Raw genomic sequence first — 20112 nt, forward strand, 5'->3', positions numbered from 1 at the left:
TATGCCTTTGCTTTCATTTCTTCCACTGCTTTATAAATAGCGCCATGAAGACCCTCGGCCTGATCGGCGGCATGAGCTGGGAATCCACCGCCGAGTACTACCGCCTCCTCAACGAGCTCACCCGCGACCGCCTCGGCGGCCTGCACTCCGCCCCACTCGTGCTGTACTCGGTCGACTTCGCCGCCGTCGAACGGCTCCAGTCCGAGGGCCGCTGGACCGAGGCCGGCGAACTCCTGGCCGACGCGGCACGGTCGCTGGAGGCGGCGGGCGCCGAACTGCTGCTGATCTGCACCAACACCATGCACAAGGTCGCCGACCAGGTCGCGGCAGCGGTCTCCACCCCCCTGCTGCACCTCGCCGACGCCACCGCACGCGCCGTCCGGGCGGCCGGGCTGCGCCGGGTCGGGCTGCTCGGCACGGCCTTCACGATGGAACAGGACTTCTACCGGGCCCGCCTGGCCGCCCACGACCTCGATGTCCTCGTCCCGGACCCCGACGGCCGCGCCCTGGTGCACCGGGTGATCTACCAGGAGCTGTGCCTCGGGGTCGTCCGCGAGGAATCCCGGGCGGCCTACCGCCGGGTGATCGACGACCTGGTCGCGGCGGGCGCGGAGGGGATCATCCTCGGCTGCACCGAGATCGAACTGCTCGTCCGCCCCGAGGACAGCCCCGTCCCCGTCTTCCCCACCACCCGGCTGCACGCCGAGGCCGCGATCGACGCCGCCCTGTCCGCGTAGCGCGTCCGGACCGGACCGGGCCGTCCGACGCCGGGTCAGCCTGCCGGGGTGGCGGAGCCGGGGCCCGCCCGGCCGGTCTCGCCGGGCCCACGCCGCCGCGGGTTCCCCGATGGGGGCGGTCGTCCGCGGGAGCCCGGCCGGGTGTGTCGGTGGCCGCCGCTACGGTCGTCCCCATGGAACCGGAATTCGCCAACCAGCACGAGCCGTTGCCCGGACGGGTCGGCCACGTCGCGGCCATCGAGTCGCTCACGCTCGACGGTCGCCGCTACTTCTTCGGCTTCGACCACCGCAGCGATCTGGTCGTCTCGCCCCTCATCGACGACCCGGACGCGATGGCCGCCTTCGCCGCCGAGCACCTGCGCCAGAGCGACGGCCCGCACGATCCGGCCTACTGGGCGGCCCTGGTCGCCGAGGCGGTCGACGGCTCCGCGCTGGTGGACCACGACGCAGAGCGGGAGTTCACCACCGAGGGCCTGCGCACCGAGCTGCCGGACCCGGACAGCCACCTGCTCTACCTCCTCGACGCGGTCACCGACCTCGACGAGGACACCGGCCTGCCGGCCGACCTCCCACCAGCCTGCGAGCGCCTGGGTCTCGCCGGGCCCGACGATGACGACTTCGCGGACAGCGTCGACGACTGCCTGGAGGCCGTCCTGGCCGAGGGGCCGCTCGGCCGCCCCGACGAGTGGACGGTCGTCCGCGGCTACCTCGGCTCCGCCATCGGCGCCCTGCCCGGGAACTGGGGCCTGCTGTTCGGCCCCCTCGCGGAGGGCCTCGGCCGGAGCCGGTGAGCACCGGCCGGACGGGGCGGAGGCGGCCGCCCGGTGCTCACGGCTCCGGGCGGGCCGAGGCGACGTTCGCGGCACTCCCCTGGGGTGATCGCGTCCATCACCCCGCCTCCGGCACCTCCACGATCAGCAACGTGCCCCGGCGGCCCGCCCGGCCCGGGTGGGCAGGCGTCCGCGCATCGCGATCAGTGGATGGCCTGGACGCTACCCGAGCCGGACCGCCCGTTGGTCGACCGTTCGGTAAAACCTGCCGGGACCGGGACCGGGACCGGGGCGGGCGCCGACGGCGGGCCGACGCTCAACCCTCCGCCAGCACCTCCCCGATCACGCGCCGGGCGATGCCCGCCATGACCGGGTTGGTCTCCCGGTAGTAGTCCAGCTCCCGCAGCGCGACCGACAGCGCCCAGCCCCGCCCGCGCGCCCAGGCCGCGTCGTCGGCGCCCACCGCCGTCCGGAAGGCGCCCCGGGCCGACGCCGGCAGCACGTACCAGGCCGGGATCAGGTCCACGGCCGGATCGCCCAGGCCCACGCAACCGAAGTCGATGACGGCGCTCAGCCGCCCGCTGTCGGACACCAGCAGGTTGCCCGGCTGAAGGTCCGAATGGATCCAGACCGCCGGGCCGCGGTGCCCGGGGGCCCACAGGGCGGCGCCCCAGGCGGCCGTCGCCGCCTCGGTGTCGACGACTCCGCGCAGCCCCGCGATCGCGGCCCTGGTCACGCCGTCCCGCTCCCCCAGCGGTTCGCTGCGGAAGGAGGCGGGACCGCCCGCCGGGTCCACCCGCCGCAGGGCTCGCACGAACGCGGCCAAGTCGGCTGCCAGGAGACCGGGTTCGGCGATCCGGTCGACCACCGGGTTCGCGCCGCCCAGCCAGCCGAGGACGGACCACGGCCACGGGTAGCCGTCGGCCGGCCCTCCCACGCCCAGCGGCACGGGAACGGCGACGGGCAGCGCCGGGGCCAGGTGCGGCAGCCAGGCGTGCTCCTTGGCGATGTCGTCCGCCACCCCCGCGATGCGGGGAAGGCGCACCACCAGGTCCCCGCCCAGGCGGTACATCGCGTTGCTGGTGCCAGCCGAGTCGACCGACTCCACCGGGAGGCCGGCCCATTGCGGGAACTGCCCGGCGATCAGCCGCCGCACCAGCGCGTCGTCGATGTCCAGCTCGTCGGCGTGCATCCTGCCCGCTGCCATGCCCTGCCCACCCTCTCGTGTACCGGCTCGGGTGCCGGCCGGTCCGGCCAGGAACGCCACGAACCGCTCCGCGCCCGGCGGCGGCACCCGACCCTGCCAGCGCGGCGACGGCCCCGCAACCGAAATACGGCGGGGCTCACTCCCGGACGGCGAGGTCCTGGCTGCCCACCACCTTCAGCAGCCGCAGCGCCTCGTGCGAGGGCGTGCCGGGCGCCGCGGTGTAGAAGATGATCCACTGGTCGCTGTGCGGGTCGTGCAACGCCTCGCAGTCGAGGTCGAGCGGGCCCACCACGGGGTGGAGGATGCGCTTGTGGGTCGAGCGGCGGACCTCGACGTCCTGTCGCGCCCACAGTTCCCGGAACTCGGCGCTCACGGCGGACAGTCGGTCGACCAGGCCGCGCACCCCGCGGTCGGCGGGGTAGCGGGCCGCCGCGACCCGCAGGTCGGCGACGGCCCGGAGGGCGATCTGCTCGACGTCGGCGGGGTGGTACCGGGCCCGGGCCCCGGGGTCGGTGAAGAGCTGCCGGATCGTGTTGCGTTCGCCGGGCGGCAGCGTCGAGAAGTCCCCGAGCAACGCGGCCGCCATGGCGTTCCAGGCGAGCACGTCGCGGGCGGCGCTGCAGACCATCGCCGGCGTGTCGCCGAGCCGGTCGAGCAGGTGCAGGACGCCCGGACGCACGTCGCGGGCGAGTCCGGGCGGCGGGCCGGGCGGCTCGCCGACGAGGTGGTGCAGGTGGGCGCGCTCGGCGTCGGACAGCCGCAGCGCCCGGCTGATCGCCCCGATCATCTGGCGGGACGGCCTCGGCCCCCGGCCCTGTTCGAGGCGGATGTAGTACTCCACGGACATGCCGGCGAGTTGGGCGACCTCCTGGCGGCGCAGGCCCGGGGTGCGGCGCCGCCCGCCGGTCGGCAGGCCGACATCGGCCGGCTGGATCCGCGCGCGCCAGCGCCGCAGGAAGGCGGCCAGCTCCGCCCGGTCGACATGTTCCACGCCCCCAGTCTGGCCCGGCCGCGCCGGTGCCACCATGGGACCGCCGATACCACCCTCGACAGTGCTCTCCCGGCCCCGGCGCCGGGCGGCCAGGGTGGCGCCATGACCACCACCGCAGCGGACCACCGCATCGTCCTGATCACCGGCGCCAACAAGGGAATCGGCCTCGCCACCGCCCGGGAACTCGCCGGGGCCGGGCACACCGTTCTGATCGGCGCCCGCGACCACCGGCGCGGCACCGAGGCCGCCGCCGAGCTCACCGCACAGGGCCTCGACGCCCGTTTCGTCCACCTCGACGTCACCGACACCGCGACGATCGCCGCCGCGGCGGAGCTGATCGACGCCGAGTACGGCCGGCTGGACACCCTGATCAACAACGCGGGCGTCGCCCGGGACCAGCAGCACACACCGGACCAACTGCCGGTCGAGGCAATGCGCGAGACGTACGAGACCAACGTGTTCGGCGTCGTCGCCGTCACCAACGCCATGCTCCCGCTGCTGCGCAGGTCGCCCGCGGGCTACGTCGGCAACGTCTCCAGCGGCCTGGCCAGCTTCTCCTTCCTCGCCGATCCGGACTCCCCGCTGTGGGAGCACGCGGCCCTGCTCGCCTACAACTCCTCGAAGGCCGCGCTCAACGCCGTCACCCTCGTCTATGCCCGCGTCCTGCGCGACACCGGCATCAGGGTCAACGCGCTGGAGCCGGGCTACTGCGCGACCGACCTGAACGGCCACGCCGGCCACCTCAGCGCCGAGCAGGGCGGACGCACCATCGCCGGACAGGTCACCGCGTCACAGGACGGTCCGACGGGCGCCTTCTTCAACCCGAGCGGCGGCACCTACCCCTGGTAGACCCCGCCGAGGGGCCGGGCGGCCGGCGCAGGTCGTCACAGACGACTGTCACCAGCGCGATCGGCGTGCTCGCCCCCACCGCACGGGAGGACCGCCGCCGGGCGCGGCAAGGGCCCGGCAGCCACCCGCTGCCGGGCCCTCAGGTCGTGCCGTCGACCGGTGTCAGCTGGTCTGGACGGAGGTGTCGTCGATCACGAAGCTCGTCTGCAGCGAGGTGTCCTCGGTGCCGGTGAACTTCACGGCGACGCTCTGGCCCGCGTAGGACGAGAGGTCGAAGGTGCGCTGCTGGTAGCCGGCCGCGGCGTCCACGTTGGAGTAGGTCTTCAGCGTGGTGCCGTTCACCGACACGGCCAGCTTGTCGTACGCGGTGGTGCCGGTCTCGGCGGTGTCGATGTGCAGCCAGAAGCTCAGCGTCGCCTTGCAGCCGGCCGGGATGGTCACCGTCTGCGAGAGCGAGTCGGTGTGCGAGGAGCCGTAGCCGTCCAGCCACGCCTTCCACGAACCGCCGTGGGCCGCCTGCGAGGAGCTGTTGTCCACCACGCCGGAGCTGGTCGTCCACGGCGCCGCCGTGCCGGTCTCGAAGCCCGCGTTGCCCAGCAGCTGCGCCGGGGTGCAGGAGCCGCCACCGCCACCGGCGACGGTCCAGGTGAAGCTCGCGGTCCCGGTCTTGCCGGCCGAGTCCTTCACCGTGACGGTCACCGGGTAGCTGCCCGCGGTGGTGGCGGTGCCGGTGATCGCGCCGGTGGAGGCGTTGATGACCAGGCCGGTGGGCAGGCCGGTGGGCAGGCCGGTGGCCGCGTAGGACAGCGGCGCGGTGCCGCCGGAGGCGTTGATCTGCAGGTTCACGGCGCCACCGACCGCGGTGGACTGGTCACCGGGGCTGCTCACGGAGACGGCGCCGCTGCCGGCCGGCTTGGTGAGCAGGCAGCCGGCCACGTTGAGGTCGATCACCCGGCCGGTGCCGAGGCAGGTGGTGAACCAGTAGGTCTCCTCACCGTAGCTCTGGCCCTTGGTGGCCGTGGTGGTGCCGTCGGCGGCGACCTCGCACGGGTTGTCGAGGGTGCACATCTCACCGTTGTCGTTACCGGTGTTGTTGATGCCGATGATCCGCCCGCTGGCGGAGTCGATGATCGGCGAGCCGGAGGTGCCGTGCGTGGTGTTGCAGCCGGAGCTGTAGCGCAGCGAGTCGTGCCAGGTCCACTGGTCCTCGCGCAGGGTGGGCACGAACCCGTTGACGGAGCAGTTCCACACCTGCTTCCAGTACGAGGAGGGTATGTACATCGCGGCGCCGTCGGCCGGGTGGGTGTCGTTGACGGTCAGCGCGGTGGCGCCGTACTTGGAGGTGATCGAGCCGTAGGTGTCGGTGAGTTGGTAGAGCGCGACGTCGGTGCCGGTCATCGTCGCGTAGAGCACCTTGTCGGCCTGGACGGTGCCGAGGCTGTTGCCGGCGCCGTCGAGCAGGGTGCCGCTGCGGCTCGCGCTGACGTTCTGGATGACCTGGCCGGCCGAGGGCATGGTCGGCAGGCAGTGGCCGTTGGTGAGCATCAGGGCCCGGTCGCCGGCCACCGAGGTGGGGTAACGCACCAGCGAGGCCGAGCAGTTGCTCAGGGCGATGGTGGACGTCAGGTCGCTGGCCTGGACGGCGTGCGCGGGAGCGGCGGCGAGGGTCAGCCCGCCCGCGACGACGGCGCCGACGCCGGCCATCGCGGCAAGTCTCTTGAACATGGCTCTCCTTGTGGGGGATCGCGGGGTGTACGACTGGTCGCCGAGGCCCGCGCCGCACGAAAGTGCCATGGTCACTTCAAACGGTCAACCGTATTGGCCGAACTCGCCACCGGCAATCGGCCGTTGTGCCCCGGGACGGCAACCATCCGCCCCGGTATGCCCGTTAAGGGCGGGCCCGGTGGCACCCCGGGGCGCCGACCGTGCCCGCCGCTGCGGAGGCGAAGGCTACGGCTGCGGGAAGGAGTTCGCGTCCACGTCGTCGGTCTTGGCGTTGCCGCCGACCGTCGGCTGGAGGGTGATCGACCAGGACGTCGCGGTACGGCCGGTCTCGAACGCCAGCGTGTCCTGGAACTTGGTGAACCGGCAGCTCTGCGTGAACGCCTTCGCGTCCGAGTCCCAGTCCACCCCGCCGGCGAAGTACACCTCGTACGTGCCGTCCTCGACGCCCTCGATGCTGGCCTTCTGCCCCTTGGCCACGTACACCGAGTGCACCGACTTGCCGTTCAGCGCGAGCGAGACGACCGCGTCCCCCTTGCCGCCGTTGTCGACCTTGAACACGCCCTCGCCGCGCAGCCGCCCCTCACGGACCAGGGTGCCGTTGTCCAGCGCGCGGGACTGCTGCTTCGGGGTCTGCGGGACGGCGAAGGTCGTCGGGTAGCCGGCCGCCGCCATCTTGGCGAGGGCCGCCGACACCGCGGCCAGGCTCGCGGAGGCGCCGAACTCCGCCTGCGCGGAGCCCACCGCGCAGACGCCCCTGCTCTTGATGTCGCTGCGGACCTTCGTCGCGTCGGTGGCGAGCGAGGTGAGCGCCGTCACCAGCTCGGCCCGCACCGTCGTGACCGCGGCCGGCTCGTCCGCCAGGCCCAGGCCCCGGCCGGCCGTCCGCGCGCTGGTGGCGATGCCGCCGAGCACGCCGTCGAGGTCGCTCAGGGTCTTGGCCCCGGCCACCTGGCCGAGCGCGGCGTTGACCGGGTCGATGTTCTGGCCGAGCACCGGGCCGTACGGCGGCACGGTCGGCGTGGGCGTGGGCGTCGGCGTGGGGGTCGGCGCCGGTACGGGCAGGGCGCCGGCCGCACCGGTGGACCGCCCGCCCGCAGCGCCTCCGCCGCCGCTGGAGCAGGCCGCGAGCAGCAGCGCGATACCGACGGCCAGACCGGCCCTGGTGATGGATTTCATGAACCCCGCCCCGGTGACGTCCCGTGCACACAGCGTGCACGTGCACGCCGCCATGGTGCCGAGCCCGGGCAACCGGGTCAACCGGATTCACGCGGCCCCGCAGGAGGAGGTACAGGGGGTGCAGGGGGCGCCCGGAGGCGCCGAAGGGGGTCAACTACGATCGGGGCGTGCTCAGCCTCACCGGACTCCCCCTCCAGATCGTCACCTCGGCCGTCGCGATCCTCGTCTTCGCCGCCACCATGTGGCTCTGGCCGCGCTTCGGCGGGAAGGGCTGGAAGTCCTGGGCGGGCCGGATCGGCGCCTTCCTCGCCACCCAGGTCGCCGTGCTGGTCGCGATGGGCCTGATCGCGAACGGCTACTTCGGCTTCTACAGCTCCTGGAGCGACCTGCTCGGCACCAACGGCAAGCTCGGCACGGTCGTCGACCACACGCCCAACGCCGCCCTGTCCATCACCGGTGAGCAGAGCTTCTACTCGGCGCAGGGGTCGGACCGCGAGCGCTCGGGGCTGATCCAGAAGGTCGCCGTCAAAGGAGCCGCCACCGGCCTGAGCGGCGAGGCCTACGTCTACCTGCCGCCGCAGTACTTCCAGCCGGCCTACGCCAAGCAGCAGTTCCCGATGGCCCTGGTGCTCACCGGCTACCCGGGCACCCCGGAGAAGCTGATCTCGCTGATGCAGTACCCGGCGTCCGCGCTCACCGCGATCGAGCAGAAGAAGCTCCCGCCGACCATCCTGGTGATGACGCGTCCCACGCTCGTCGGCAACCGGGACACCGAGTGCGTCGACGTCCCGAACGGCCCCCAGGCGGAGACCTACTTCACCAGCGACCTGCCCAAGGCCCTGGCCACCGCCTACCGGATCGGCTCCGCCCCGTCCAACCGCGCGGTGATCGGCAACTCCACGGGCGGCTACTGCGCGCTCAAGTTCGCGCTGCGCAAGCCCGACTCCTACCCCGCGGCGGCCGCCCTCTCCGGCTACTACAACGCGGCCCACGACGAGACCACCGGCGACCTGTTCGGTAGCGACGACCGGCTGAAGCAGGAGAACGACCTGCTGTGGCGGCTGAAGAACCAGCCCGCCGCCCCCGTCTCCCTGCTGCTCACCACCAGCTACGACGAGGACAACTACGGCGAGACCCAGGCCATGGTCAAGGCCTTCAAGGCCCCCACCAAGCTGTCCACCATCACCCTGGACAGCGGCGGCCACAACTTCCACACCTGGACCCGGGAGATCCCCCCGGCCATGGAGTGGCTGGGCAGCCACCTCACCATGCCGCCGTCCGCCTGAACCTCGGATCACACCCGCCTCACAGCCGCGTCTCACACTCCTCTCAGCCACGCCACGCACGGTATGGCGCATGACCACGACCAGCTACTCCCCTTCGGCCGGCGAACCGTGGCCGGAGGCCGCGAACTTCCCGCCGCCGGAGGTGCCGCAGCCGGACCCGGCCCGGCCGGCCCCGGCGCCGCTCTTCCCCGAGCAGCCCCTGCCGCCCATCGGCCCCAAGGGCCCCGCCTCCTGGTCCGGCCGGCTGCGCACCCTCCCCGCCCGCGCCTGGCGCGGGCGCGCGGACGACCCGCGCTGGGTGCGCCCGGCCCTGCTGGCGCTGCTGGCCGCGACCGTCGTCCTCTACCTGTGGGGCCTGAGCGCCTCCGGCTGGGCCAACGCCTTCTACTCGGCCGCCGTCCAGGCCGGCAGCCAGAGCTGGAAGGCCTTCTTCTTCGGCTCCTCCGACGCCGGGAACTTCATCACCGTCGACAAGCCCCCGATGTCGCTGTGGCCGATGGCCCTCTCGGTGCGGATCTTCGGCCTCTCCTCCTGGTCCCTCCTCGCCCCGCAGGCGCTGATGGGCGCCGCCACCGTCGGCGTCGTGTACGCGACGGTGCGCCGCCGCTTCTCCCCGCTCGGCGGCCTGCTGGCCGGGGGCGTGCTGGCGCTCACCCCGGTCGCGGCGCTGATGTTCCGCTTCAACAACCCGGACGCGCTGCTGGCGCTGCTGCTCACCCTGGCCGCGTACGGGCTGGTGCGAGCCATCGAGGCGGCGGGCACCCGCTGGCTGGTGTTCACCGGGGTGATGTTCGGACTGGCCTTCCTCACCAAGACCCTGCAGGCCTTCCTCGTGCTGCCGGCCTTCGCGCTGGTCTACCTGGTCGTCGCGCCCACCGGCCTGTGGCGGCGGGTGCGGCAGCTGCTGGTCGCGGGCGCGGCCATGGTGCTCGCCGGCGGCTGGTGGGTGGCCGTGGTCCAACTGCTGCCGGCCTCGGCCCGCCCGTACGTCGGCGGCTCGCAGGACAACAGCTTCCTCTCCCTCACCTTCGGCTACAACGGCCTCGGCCGGATCAACGGCGACGAGACCGGCAGCGTCGGCGGCGGCGGGCGGCTCCCGGCCGGGCTCGACCTGCCGGGCGGGGCGATGCGCGGCGGCCGCGGCTGGGGCCAGACCGGCCTCACCCGGCTGTTCGGCGGCGACATCGGCGGGCAGATCGCCTGGCTGCTGCCGGCCGCGCTGATCCTGCTGGTCGCCGCCCTCTGGGCGACCCGCCGCCACGCCCGCACCGACACCGCCCGCGCGGCGTTCCTGGTCTGGGGCGGCGCGCTGCTCTCCACCGCGCTGGTGTTCAGCTTCATGTCCGGGATCTTCCACCAGTACTACACGGTGGCGCTCGCCCCGGCCGTCGCGGCGCTGGTCGGCATGGGCGTGGACGGGCTGTGGCGGGCCCGGCACCGGCTGCCGTGGGCGCTGGTGCTGGCCGGGACCCTCGCGGTGACGGCGGTCTGGGCGTACGTCCTGCTCGGGCGCAGCGCTCAGTTCGTGCCCTGGCTGCGCTGGGTGGTGCTGGTCGGCGGGCTGGCGGCGGCGACCGCGCTGGTCGCCGGACAGCTCGTCGGGAAGGCCTCCGGACGGGTGGGCGCGCGGATCGCCTCCGTGGCGGGTCTGGTGGGCCTGGCGGCGGCGCTCGGCGGGCCGGCGGCGTACGCGGTGGACACCGTCAACACGGCGCACAGCGGCTCCATCGTGACGGCCGGGCCGGCCGTACGGGGCTCCTTCGGCCCGGGCGGCGGCGGCCGGCCCGGCGGGAAGGGCTTCGCGGGCGGCGGCCGGATGTTCCAGCCCGGCGGCGGGCAGAACGGCGGCGCTCCGGGCGTCCCCGGCGGGGGCAACGGCGGCGGCGCCGGCGGCTTCGGCGGTGGCGCCGGTGGGTTCGGCGGTGGCGGCAACGGCGGCGGCAACGGCGGCTGGCAGGGCTTCAACGGCGGCGGCAAGGGCGGCGGCACCGGTGGGTTCGGCGGTGGCGGCGGCAAGGGCGGGTTCAACGGCGGCACCGGCCACCGCGACCGCGGCACCGGTACCAACCCCGGCAGCGGGATCCCCGGCACCGGCGAGGACCCCGGCGGCATGGGCGGCCCCGGTGGCATGGGCGGCATGGGCGGCCTGCTCGGCGGCACCAAGGTGAGCGAGGAGGCCTCCGCCCTGCTCAAGGAGAACGCCGACCAGTACACCTGGGCGGCCGCCACCAACGGCTCGCAGAACGCCGCCAGCTACCAACTCGCCACCGGAAAGCCGGTGATGGCCCTCGGCGGCTTCAACGGTACGGACCCCTCGCTCAGCCTGGCCGGCTTCCAGAAGTACGTCCAGGAGGGCAAGGTGCACTGGTTCATCGCCGGCGGCTCCCACCGCGGCTTCGGCGGAGCCGAGAGCGGACGGGGCGACACCGGGGCGCAGGAGTCCGAGAGCGCCCAGATCGAGAGCTGGGTGACGAGCCACTTCACCGCGAAGACGGTCGGCTCCACCACCTTCTACGACCTGACGGCCCCGCTCTCCTGACCGTCCTCCAGGGGGCGCACCGCAGCCTGTGGTGCGCCCCCTTCGCGTTTCCCCCGCCCCCTGACGGTCGCCCCGGCCGCCGCGCCCCGTCAGTCCGACGGGCAGTGCGTCCCGGCCGCGGGCAGCGTGCCGTCCACCAGGAAGGCGGCCACCGCCTCCCGCACGCAGTCGCTCTTGTCGTACCCGGTGTGCCCGTCGCCGTCCCGGGTGAGCAGCACCCCGTGGGCGAAGCCGGAGGCCATCCGCTGCGCCCACACGTACGGCGTGACCGGGTCGCCGGTGGAGCCGATCACCAGGATCGGCGCGCTGCCCTCCGCCCGGATCCGGGACGGGCGTTCGGCGGTGCGGAAGGGCCAGGGGCGGCAGTCCGGGGAGAGCAGCGCCGCCCGGACGTCGTGCCGGCTCGTCAGCGGGGCGCGGGCGGCGAGTTCGGCGCGGGCGGTGCGCAGGTCCTCGTCGGTGGGGGCCATCAGGGCGTCCGCACAGGTGATGGCGGCGAAGGCGTCCGCCGCGGTGGCGTAACGGCCTTCCTCGTCACGGCCGTTGGCCCGGTCGGCGAGCGCGAGCAGGTCGGCGCCGTCGCCGCGGGTGATCGCCGGGTCGAGGGCCTGGCGCAGCCGCTCCCAGGAGCGCCGGCCGTCGTAGAGGACGTCGAGGGTGGCGTTCCAGGCCAGGGTGGCGGTGAGGCGGCGGCCGTCGCCGGTGCTCAGCGGATGCTCGCGCAGGCCGTCCAGGAAGTCGGCGAGCCGCTGCGGGGCGGTGGCGCGGTCCCGGCCGAGCGGGCAGCCGTCGAGGCCCGCGCAGTCGGCGGCGAAGTCCCGCAGGGCGGTCTCGGCGGCGGCGGCCGCCTCGCCGTTCAGCCGGACCGGGTCGAGGCTGCGCTCGACGGCGCCGTCCAGGACGAGGCGGCCGGTCCACTCGGGGAACTGCTCGGCGTAGAGGGCGCCGAGGTACGTGCCGTAGGAGCTGCCGAGGAAGTCGAGCCGCCGCTCGCCCAGGGCGCCGCGCAGCACGTCGAGGTCGCGGGCGGTGTCACGGGTGCCGAGGTGGGGCAGCAGCGTGGCGTGCCGGGCCCCGCAGGCGTCGGCGAGGACCCGGCCGCGGTCGTAGCCGGGGTCGTCGGTGCTGTTCCACCCGTCCCGGGTGCGGTCGTCGAGGCAGTGCACGGGGGTGGTGCGCCCGGCGCCGCGCGGGTCGAAGCCGACCAGGTCGAAGTGGTCCGACACGGTGCCGCGAAACGACCCCCAGTCCCAGAACACCTTGTCCACCCCGGAGTTGCCCGGCCCCCCGGGGTTGAGCACCAGCGTGCCGATCCGCCGGTCGGCCTTGCCGGTGCGGGCCCGGACGACGGCGATCTCGATCTTCTCGCCGCCCGGGTCGGCGTAGTCCAGCGGGACCTTGAGCCCGGTGCACCGCAGCTCCGGCTCACCGGGTTCGGCCTCCGGCCGGTCCGGGCACTGCTTCCAGTCCAGCGGCTGCCGGTACAGCGCCGCGAGCGCGGGAGGGGCCGTCCTGGGCACCAGGTCCTGGGGCTGCCGGGCGGACGCGCCGGCGGCCGGTCCGCGGCCCGGTACCGGCGGCGCGGTGCAGCCCGCCGCCGGCACGAGCAGGGCGGCGAGCAGGGCGGGCAGCAGACTCCTGGGGATCTTCGGGATCACCGCCCACCCATATCACCTGCCGCCCGCCCCGGTCGCATCCGCCCCCTCACCCGCACCGGCGGCCGCTCCCGCGGGAACGATTCGTCAGCCGCCGCACTGCTGGAGCATGCCCTGCTTGTCGGCGGCGGTGACGGGGAGCTGGTACTTGAGGGAGACCTGGGCGAAGCGGACGGCGTAGGAGCAGCGGACGGCCGTGTTGGCGGGGAGCCAGGAGGCCGGGCCGGAGTCGCCCTTGGAGGCGTTCTGGGAGCCGTCGGCGGGGATCAGGTTGAGCGGGTCGTTGGCGATCTGGACCCGCTTGGCCTTGTCCCACTTGGCGGCGCCCATCTGCCAGTCGTAGGAGAGCGGCATCACGTGGTCGATCTGGATCTTCGTGGCCTGCTGCTTGGTCCACTGCACGTTCTGGCCGGTGTACGGGTCGTGGATGGTCATCGCGGTGACGACGCAGTTCGAGCCGTCCTTGCGCTCGACGGCGGTGCCGTCGCGGGCGAGCAGGTCGTTGCGGGTGTCGCAGTTGTTGTGGCCGAGCGGGACGCCCTCGACGTTGTCCGTCCAGGCGGGGCCGAACTCGTTGCGGTCGTAGCCGTCCTTGGGCCCGGCGGCGGCGGTGGCGACCTTGGCGATGACGTCCCGGCCGGCCTTCCGCTCCTCGGGTGTGGTCAGCGGGGCCAGGCCGGGCTTGGTGCCGTCCGGGTTCTGCAGCGGGCTGGTGCCCAGGCCCCCGGCGGGGGCGGCGGAGTCGCCGGCCTTGTGGTCGCGGCCGCCGAGCAACCACCCGGCCAGGGCGAGGGCGCATATCAGGAACACGGTGGCGGCGGACAGGGTGGTGCGGCGGGCGGGCACGGAGAACTCCCGGGTGCTGGGGCGGGTTGACGGCGAACCAGCAGATCAGCCACCCCAAGAGCAGGTCAAGACGGCGCCACGCGAGCCCCGTCGACCATGTCGAAGCTCACACCGCGCGCACGCCGCGCCGCTCAGCCGCCGATGGCCGACATCGGGCGATCGGGCCGGACGAAGTCGGCGGAGTTGACGGCGTGTCCGGGCCCCTTGCCGGCGATGGCGGCGCGCCACGCGGCCTCGATCCGGTCGTCGTCCGCGCCGCCGCGCACCAGGGCGCGCAGGTCGGACTCCCCGGTGGCGAACAGGCAGTTGCGCAGCTGGCCGTCGGCGGTCAGGCGGACCCGGTCGCAGCCGCCGCAGAACGGCCGGGTGACGGAGGCGATCACCCCGATCACGGCGTCCGTGCCCGCGACCCGCCACTCCTGCGCCGGGGCGTTGCCGCGGCGCCCGACCGGGACGAGCGCGAAGCAGGCGCCGAGCGCGGCCAGGATCTCGTCCGCGCTGACCATCGTCGAGCGGTCCCAGGCGCCCTGCGCGTCCAACGGCATCGACTCGATGAACCGCATCGCATACCCGCGCTCGACCGCGAACTCGGCCAGCGGCACGATCTCGTCGTCGTTGACCCCGCGCACCGGCACCGCGTTCACCTTCACCGGTGCCAGCCCCGCCGCCCGGGCCGCGGCCAACCCCGCGAACACGTCCCCGATCCGGTCCCGCCGCGTGATCTCCGCGTACCGCTCGGGGCGCAGCGTGTCCAGGCTGACGTTCACCCGGTGCAGCCCCGCCTCGCGCAGCGCCACCGCCGTACGGGCCAGCCCGATCCCGTTGGTGGTCAGCGACACCTCCGGCCCCAGCGCCGCGATCCGCCCCACCAGCTCCGGCAGGCCCCGCCGCAGCAACGGCTCCCCACCGGTCAACCGCACCGAGGCGATCCCCAACCGCCCCACCGCGATCCGCACCAACCGCACCACCTCGTCGTCACTCAGCACCTCCGCCTTCGGCAGCCAGTCCAGCCCCTCGGCCGGCATGCAGTACGTGCAGCGCAGATTGCAGCGATCGGTCAACGAGACCCGCAGATCGGTGTGGACCCGGCCGAAGCGGTCCACCAGCGGGCGCGGTGCGGTGTTCATCGACCCAGTACAGGGGCTGGCGGGCCGCACGGCCAGCGGCCGAACCGCCGGGGACCGGCCGCGACCTGCGGGTTCTCCTTGTGGATTCGTACAACTGTGGGGTGATACGGCTGCGCGCCGGCAGGGCGGGCGGGCAGGCTTGGCCCATGCAGAACACCGAAGCTCACACCGGCCCCGTCGCCGCGCTGGTGCTCGCCGCCGGGGGCGGGCGGCGCCTCGGCGGGCGTCCCAAGGCGCTCATCCGGTACGCGGGCCGGCCGCTGGTCGAACACGCGGTGGCGGTGGTCCGGGCGGGCGGCTGCGCCGAGGTGACGGTGGTGCTCGGCGCGGACGGCGAGCGGGTCCGCTCGACGGCGCACCTGCCGGGCTGCCGGCTGGTGGCCAACCCGGACTGGGCGGGCGGCATGGGCTCCTCGCTGCGCGCCGGGCTGGCGGCCCTGCCGGCGGGGGTGTCGGCGGCCCTGGTGATGCTGGTGGACACCCCGGGCGTCACGGCGGCCGCGGTGTCCCGGCTGCTGGCCGCGCACCGGGCGGGCGCGGAGCTGGCCGCGGCGGCCTACGACGGGCGGCGCGGGCACCCGGTGCTGATCGGCGCCCGGTACTTCGCGGAGGCGGCGGCGGGCGCGTCCGGCGACGCGGGCGCCCGCGCCCTGCTGGCCTCGCACGCGGACCGGATCACGCTCGTCGAGTGCGCCGACGTCGCCGTTCCGGACGACCTGGACACCCCCGCCGACCTGGCCCGCTGGTCCGCCGGCTGACCGCCCCCGGCCGGGCCGGGTGCCCGAAGCACCCGCAGCGGGCACCGACCGGGCGCACACCCCTGATCCATCCCTGAGGATTGCCCCATTCCGCGCCAAGCGCCCACCGTTTCGGGGAGCATGGAAACCGTCCCACCACCCGATTCGAACGGACGGAGCCCGCGATGGCCGGACTGCCCGACGACTTCACCGGACACGACCCCGCCCGGCCAGGGCCCGGGGCAGGCGGTGGCGCCCGGGCGATCCGCTGCCCCGCCTGCCGCCGCGAGCACCTCTACGAACCACCGTCGCTGCCCTGTCCGTGCGGCGCCTCGCTGAAGGTGCCGCTGCTGCGCGGCGGGGTGCCGGTGCAGGTGCGGTTCCGGTCCTGGGAGGACTCCTGGCTGAGCATGCGCTGCCCCCATTGCGGCCGCTCCGACCAGTGGCCGCAGCCCGAGTTCACCTGCAACTGCGGCGCCACCGTCCGGCTGCCGGTGGACCGCACTACCCGGCTCGGCACCGGTACGGCCGGCCCGCTCGCCACCCCCGGCCCGCAGGCCTCCCGCCCGTACCCGGCCCACCCGATGGGCGCGCCGGTGCCCGCCCCGCCCGGCGGCTCCGGCGGGCAGCCCAAGCCGTTCCGCCACCGCACGCCGTTTCGCCCGCACCCGGTGCGCACCTCGCAGGACGCGGTGTTCACCGCCGCCCGCTACCTGGAGTGGCTCGGCTTCGACGACCTGGAACTGACCGAGGCCCAGGAACGCGACGGGGTCACCCTGCTGGGCAGCCGGATGGTCGCCCAGGTGGACACCTGGACCGAGCCGGCCGACGTGAAGTCGGTGGAGTGCCTGTGGCTGCAGACCCTGCACGCCGAGGAGATGGCCGCCGCGATGTTCACCCTGGCCGGCTACTCGCACCAGGCCACCGTACGCGGCGAGCAGTTGCTGGTCGCCCTGTTCAGCCTGGATCTGGCGGGGGTGCCGCAGCCCGCCAACGGCGCCGCCGAGGCCCTGATGGAGACCGGCTGGACGTCCTGACCGACGGACGTCCTCTAGATCAAGTCCGCCGCGAACGCAAGAACCTCCGCTCGTGATCTGGTGCACAAGCTCACCCCCGTGTTGAATTGCCGCCACAGCGCGGGCCTTTGCGTTGCCGTCACCGTCGCCATGCCGACGGGAGTCGACGGCGACGCGGGTGGGGCGGGCCCGTGCCCTGCTGGATGGCGCACACAAGGAGGTGGCGTTGTCAGAGCACGGATGGGGCCCGAACGGCCCGAACGGGCGGGGGCGGGCGGAAGCGGAGGAACCGGGCGACACCGTGTGGCGGCTGAGGTCCCGGGGGTGCTGGCAGGAGGCGGCCGAACTGTTGCGCCCGGCCGCCGAACAGGACCCGACGACGGCGTTGGCACGGGCCGAACTCCTCATCGAGCAATGCCTGTTCACCGCCGCGCAGTGGACCCAGGCGGAACAGGCGCTCCGCCTCGCGGAGGCCGTCGTGACCAGCACCGAGCAGCGCGCGGCCGCATCCTGCGCCCGCGGCTTCCTGGCGTACGTGGCCAGCGTGCTCGGTCCACGGGACCGGCTGGACGAGGCGCAGGCGGCACTCGGGCGCACCTCGGCCCTGCTGCCGCCGGACGCGCCGGGCCGCCCGCTGCTGGACTTCCGGCGCGGGCTGGTCGCCGAGAACCTGCTGCGCGACCGCAGTGCCGCCTGGATCGCCTACCGCCGGGCGCACGACGGCGCGGGCGAGCGCGGGGACGAACTGCTGCGCTCGTACACCTGGCGCCACCTGGCGGCGCTGGCGCTCGCCCGGGGGGACCGCGGCAACGCCCGCGAGGGCTTCGACGCCTCGCTGCGGCTGCGCGAGCAACTCGGCTTCACGGTGGGGGTGGCGCCGGCACTCGCGGCGCTCGCCGAGGTGTCCGAGCCGGCCGAGGCGGCCCGGTTGCGGGCCGAGGCGGCCCGGCTGGTGCACGCGCTGGGCGGGGTGCCGGTCTGGCTCGCGCGCCAGTTGGGCACCGCCCGCGCGCCGGGGCCTCCCCCGGACGGGCGCAGCACCCGCGAGCCCCGGGGGACAATCAGCTAAGGTGAGCCTAACCTGGCTGGGGCGAGCAGTGCCCCGGCCAGGTCGCCTTGCCGTTCCCCGGGCACCGCCATGCCCCGGTCCGGCCGGGCCCGGCGGCCACCACCACCCCGCCCGGGCACCGCCGGGCGGTCCATGAGCGGCCCCGGTCGACCCGATGGGGCCCGCCCATGACCGCGAGCAGCACCCGGCCCGGCCCCACGCCGCGCGCCCCCCGCAGCACCGAGGCGCACGCCCCCGCCCCCGCGCCGGCCGGCACCGCCCCCGGCGCGACCTCGTACCACCGGCTGACCGTGCTCGCCCCCGTCGTACGGGTGCGCTGCGCCCCGCCCCGCCGCGGCGACGGCTGGATCCCCGCCGCCGACCTGGCCGCCCGGCCCGAGGCGCTCCGCGAGCTGATCGCCCACGACGCCCGGCAGGGCCTCGACCGCTACGGGCGGCCGCTGCGCCCGGACGTGGCGGCCGGCTTCGGCCTGCACCGCGTGGTCTGGCCGGTCTCGCTGCTGTTCACCGCGCCGTGGTTCCTGGAGCGGCGCGTCCCGCTGCTCGACCCGGCGGACGTCTCGGTGCGCCGCGGCACCGGCACAGTGGAGCTGACGGTCCGCCCGGACGCCTTCGCCTGCCTGCCGGACGACCCGGCGGCCGGGGCGCCGCAGGCCCGTACGGTGCCGGACGAGAACGCGCTGGCCGCCGAACTGCGCGGCGCGCTGGGCGGGTTCCTGGAGCCGCTGCTGGCCGCCTTCCGCCCCGAGGTGCGGCGCGGGCCGCGGGTGCTGTGGGCGATGGCCACGGACGCCGCGGTGGAGGGGCTCTGGCACGTCGGCGGGCTACTCGGTGAGGAGGAGCGGGCGCGCGCCGAGCTGTCCGCGCTGCTGGAGCCCCCGCCGGCGGGCGACCGGGCGACGGCTCCGGAGTGCGCGCCCGGCGCGCCCGGCGCCCCCGCTCCGGTCCCGGCCCCCTTCACCCCGGGTGCCGGTTTCGCCGCGGCGGCAGCCGGGTGCGGCGATGCTTCGGGCACCGACCGGGCCCGGGCCAGTTGTTGCCTCGTCTACACCGCGCAACCGGAGGACATGTGCGGCGGCTGCCCCCGCGTCATGCGGGGTTGACGAATATCCGTGCGATATCAGATCCGGAAAGCCCGGAATTCCGGGAATAACCCGCTTCAAATTCATACGACAATGCGATTGCCGTGGGGTCAGAAATCCCTCTACTCAGCGCATTGACGGCGAATCAGCCATTCCCCTGCCGAGCATCCGCCATGATGGTCCCCGCCATCACGACGCAGGAACGCGACGCAGGAAAGCGAGGCTGGTTCCGGCGATGAAATTGTCCGACATACCGCTCGGCTGGGCCGTCACCGGAGGTGCGGGGCTGCTGGTCAGCGCGCTCCTGGTGGCCCTGGTCCGGAGCCGGGGATCCGCGCCCGCCAACGGGCCGGATTCCTGGGAGCGTTCCGAGGAGCGGCGCCGTCGCAAGGAATCCCTGTACGGCGGCGCCTCCTACACGTTGCTGTTCTGCTGCGCCGGTGTCGCGGCCGCGCTCTCGTTCCACGGGCTGGTCGGCTTCGGGGTGCAGAACCTGGGGCTGTCCGGCGGCTGGGAGTACCTCGTCCCGTTCGGTCTGGACGGCGCCGCGATGTTCTGCTCGGTGCTCGCCGTCCGCGAGGCCAGCCACGGCGACGCCGCACTCGGCTCCCGGCTGCTGGTCTGGCTGTTCGCCGGCGCCTCCGCCTGGTTCAACTGGGTGCACGCCCCGCGCGGCTTCGGCCACGCCGGCGCCCCGCAGTTCTTCTCCGGCATGTCCCTCTCGGCGGCCATCCTGTTCGACCGGGCGCTCAAGCAGACCCGCCGGGCCGCCCTGCGCGAGCAGGGGCTCGTCCCCCGCCCGCTGCCGCAGATCCGCATCGTCCGCTGGCTGCGCGCCCCGCGCGAGACCTACGCGGCCTGGTCGCTGATGCTGCTGGAAGGCGTCCGCAGCCTGGACGAGGCGGTCGACGAGGTCCGCGAGGACAAGCGGGAGAAGGCCGCGGAGCGGGAGCGCCGCAGGCTCGCCGGCCGCCGCGAGCGGGCGGAGATCCGGGCGATCAGCCGCAGCACCGGAACCTGGCGCCAACGCGGAGACGGCGCACGGCAGTTGGAGTCCGGCTCGGAGCCCGCCATAGCCGGCGGGCCCGGGGCGGACCAGCCCGCCGGCCCGCGTGAGGTCGAGGCCGCCGAGGGTGCGGTGGTGCAGCCGGGCCTGCCCGCCCGCCCGGAGCGCCGCACCATCGATCTGACGCTCGACGAGGACACCGTGACGCTGCCGCGGCTGGACTCGCTGGAGCGCAAACTGAAGGACCTGGAGCAGCAGTTCGGGTGATCGACGGCGGGGGCATCGGTGGACCCC

16 protein-coding genes and 2 pseudogenes are annotated in these 20112 nt (G+C 74.5%); 10 read left to right on the forward strand and 8 right to left on the reverse strand.

What is annotated here, in order from left to right:
• Positions 1-44: 44 nt before the first annotated feature.
• Positions 45-737, forward strand: a complete 693-nt coding sequence (locus ACIOJE_RS20025; RefSeq protein ID WP_280674250.1) for an aspartate/glutamate racemase family protein — start codon at positions 45-47, stop codon at positions 735-737.
• A gap of 173 nt (positions 738-910) precedes the next feature.
• Positions 911-1528 carry a hypothetical protein gene (locus ACIOJE_RS20030; RefSeq protein ID WP_280674251.1) on the forward strand — a complete coding sequence of 206 codons (618 nt, stop codon included), beginning with the start codon at positions 911-913 and terminating at the stop codon, positions 1526-1528.
• 295 nt (positions 1529-1823) lie between these two features.
• On the opposite strand, the gene ACIOJE_RS20035 is transcribed toward ACIOJE_RS20030, so the two are convergent.
• Together ACIOJE_RS20035 and ACIOJE_RS20040 are read right to left on the reverse strand one after the other, a co-directional pair.
• Positions 1824-2714 carry an aminoglycoside phosphotransferase family protein gene (locus tag ACIOJE_RS20035; RefSeq protein WP_400777629.1) on the reverse strand — a complete coding sequence of 297 codons (891 nt, stop codon included), beginning with the start codon at positions 2712-2714 and terminating at the stop codon, positions 1824-1826.
• Positions 2715-2850: 136 nt separating this feature from the next.
• Complete coding sequence (locus ACIOJE_RS20040) at positions 2851-3705, reverse strand: helix-turn-helix transcriptional regulator (protein WP_400777631.1); 855 nt, start codon at positions 3703-3705, stop codon at positions 2851-2853.
• Positions 3706-3807: 102 nt separating this feature from the next.
• Between ACIOJE_RS20040 and ACIOJE_RS20045 the strand changes: the two genes are divergently transcribed.
• The gene (locus tag ACIOJE_RS20045; protein WP_400777633.1) at positions 3808-4554 is read left to right on the forward strand and encodes an SDR family oxidoreductase; all 747 of its coding nucleotides are present in this window, start codon (positions 3808-3810) and stop codon (positions 4552-4554) included.
• Positions 4555-4716: 162 nt separating this feature from the next.
• Here the strand turns inward: ACIOJE_RS20045 and ACIOJE_RS20050 are convergent.
• The 3 genes and pseudogenes from ACIOJE_RS20050 to ACIOJE_RS20060 form a co-directional block, all read right to left on the reverse strand.
• Positions 4717-5448, reverse strand: a pseudogene (locus ACIOJE_RS20050) (putative Ig domain-containing protein); the annotation flags it as partial.
• 213 nt (positions 5449-5661) lie between these two features.
• Positions 5662-6348: pseudogene (locus ACIOJE_RS20055) on the reverse strand (serine protease); the annotation flags it as partial.
• A 156-nt stretch (positions 6349-6504) separates the two neighbouring features.
• Positions 6505-7455: a hypothetical protein gene (locus tag ACIOJE_RS20060; protein WP_280674255.1), complete on the reverse strand. Its 951-nt coding sequence runs from the start codon at positions 7453-7455 to the stop codon at positions 6505-6507.
• Between the two features lie 167 nt (positions 7456-7622).
• On the opposite strand from ACIOJE_RS20060, the gene ACIOJE_RS20065 reads away from it, so the two are divergent.
• Together ACIOJE_RS20065 and ACIOJE_RS20070 are read left to right on the forward strand one after the other, a co-directional pair.
• The gene (locus ACIOJE_RS20065; RefSeq protein ID WP_280674256.1) at positions 7623-8741 is read left to right on the forward strand and encodes an esterase family protein; all 1119 of its coding nucleotides are present in this window, start codon (positions 7623-7625) and stop codon (positions 8739-8741) included.
• A 70-nt stretch (positions 8742-8811) separates the two neighbouring features.
• Positions 8812-11280 (forward strand): ArnT family glycosyltransferase, encoded by a 2469-nt coding sequence (locus ACIOJE_RS20070; RefSeq protein WP_400777636.1) that lies wholly within the window; start codon positions 8812-8814, stop codon positions 11278-11280.
• Positions 11281-11369: 89 nt separating this feature from the next.
• On the opposite strand, the gene ACIOJE_RS20075 is transcribed toward ACIOJE_RS20070, so the two are convergent.
• The 3 genes from ACIOJE_RS20075 to moaA all read right to left on the reverse strand — a co-directional run bounded on the left by ACIOJE_RS20075 (position 11370) and on the right by moaA (position 14908).
• Complete coding sequence (locus ACIOJE_RS20075; protein WP_400777638.1) at positions 11370-12938, reverse strand: alpha/beta hydrolase; 1569 nt, start codon at positions 12936-12938, stop codon at positions 11370-11372.
• 84 nt (positions 12939-13022) lie between these two features.
• A complete protein-coding gene (locus ACIOJE_RS20080; RefSeq protein WP_400777640.1) occupies positions 13023-13781 on the reverse strand; it encodes an HNH endonuclease family protein in 759 nt (252 codons plus the stop codon).
• A gap of 131 nt (positions 13782-13912) precedes the next feature.
• The gene (moaA, locus tag ACIOJE_RS20085) at positions 13913-14908 is read right to left on the reverse strand and encodes a GTP 3',8-cyclase MoaA (RefSeq protein ID WP_280674259.1); all 996 of its coding nucleotides are present in this window, start codon (positions 14906-14908) and stop codon (positions 13913-13915) included.
• 146 nt (positions 14909-15054) lie between these two features.
• On the opposite strand from moaA, the gene ACIOJE_RS20090 reads away from it, so the two are divergent.
• From ACIOJE_RS20090 to ACIOJE_RS20110, 5 genes are all read left to right on the forward strand, one after another.
• Positions 15055-15666 carry an NTP transferase domain-containing protein gene (locus ACIOJE_RS20090; RefSeq protein WP_400777643.1) on the forward strand — a complete coding sequence of 204 codons (612 nt, stop codon included), beginning with the start codon at positions 15055-15057 and terminating at the stop codon, positions 15664-15666.
• Positions 15667-15830: 164 nt separating this feature from the next.
• Entirely contained in the window at positions 15831-16682 is an 852-nt protein-coding gene (locus tag ACIOJE_RS20095) for a hypothetical protein (protein ID WP_280674261.1), read from the forward strand.
• A 205-nt stretch (positions 16683-16887) separates the two neighbouring features.
• Positions 16888-17730, forward strand: coding sequence for a hypothetical protein (locus ACIOJE_RS20100; RefSeq protein WP_400777645.1), 843 nt, complete (start codon positions 16888-16890; stop codon positions 17728-17730).
• A 167-nt stretch (positions 17731-17897) separates the two neighbouring features.
• Positions 17898-18833, forward strand: a complete 936-nt coding sequence (locus ACIOJE_RS20105; RefSeq protein ID WP_400777647.1) for a (2Fe-2S)-binding protein — start codon at positions 17898-17900, stop codon at positions 18831-18833.
• A gap of 214 nt (positions 18834-19047) precedes the next feature.
• Positions 19048-20085 (forward strand): DUF2637 domain-containing protein, encoded by a 1038-nt coding sequence (locus ACIOJE_RS20110; protein ID WP_280674263.1) that lies wholly within the window; start codon positions 19048-19050, stop codon positions 20083-20085.
• The last annotated feature ends 27 nt before the right edge of the window (positions 20086-20112 follow it).

It is taken from the genome of Kitasatospora sp. NPDC087861, assembly GCF_044742585.1.
In the GTDB taxonomy this organism is placed as follows: Bacteria; Actinomycetota; Actinomycetes; order Streptomycetales; family Streptomycetaceae; genus Kitasatospora.

Excerpts from the sequence above, each read along its gene's own strand:
- ACIOJE_RS20025 (WP_280674250.1), top strand. The coding sequence starts at position 45 with ATGAAGACCCTCGGCCTGATCGGCGGCATGAGCTGGGAATCCACCGCC.
- ACIOJE_RS20030 (WP_280674251.1), top strand. The coding sequence starts at position 911 with ATGGAACCGGAATTCGCCAACCAGCACGAGCCGTTGCCCGGACGGGTC.
- ACIOJE_RS20035 (WP_400777629.1), bottom strand. The coding sequence starts at position 2,714 with ATGGCAGCGGGCAGGATGCACGCCGACGAGCTGGACATCGACGACGCG.
- ACIOJE_RS20045 (WP_400777633.1), top strand. The coding sequence starts at position 3,808 with ATGACCACCACCGCAGCGGACCACCGCATCGTCCTGATCACCGGCGCC.
- ACIOJE_RS20060 (WP_280674255.1), bottom strand. The coding sequence starts at position 7,455 with ATGAAATCCATCACCAGGGCCGGTCTGGCCGTCGGTATCGCGCTGCTG.
- ACIOJE_RS20070 (WP_400777636.1), top strand. The coding sequence starts at position 8,812 with ATGACCACGACCAGCTACTCCCCTTCGGCCGGCGAACCGTGGCCGGAG.
- moaA (WP_280674259.1), bottom strand. The coding sequence starts at position 14,908 with ATGAACACCGCACCGCGCCCGCTGGTGGACCGCTTCGGCCGGGTCCAC.
- ACIOJE_RS20090 (WP_400777643.1), top strand. The coding sequence starts at position 15,055 with ATGCAGAACACCGAAGCTCACACCGGCCCCGTCGCCGCGCTGGTGCTC.
- ACIOJE_RS20095 (WP_280674261.1), top strand. The coding sequence starts at position 15,831 with ATGGCCGGACTGCCCGACGACTTCACCGGACACGACCCCGCCCGGCCA.
- ACIOJE_RS20105 (WP_400777647.1), top strand. The coding sequence starts at position 17,898 with ATGACCGCGAGCAGCACCCGGCCCGGCCCCACGCCGCGCGCCCCCCGC.
- ACIOJE_RS20110 (WP_280674263.1), top strand. The coding sequence starts at position 19,048 with ATGAAATTGTCCGACATACCGCTCGGCTGGGCCGTCACCGGAGGTGCG.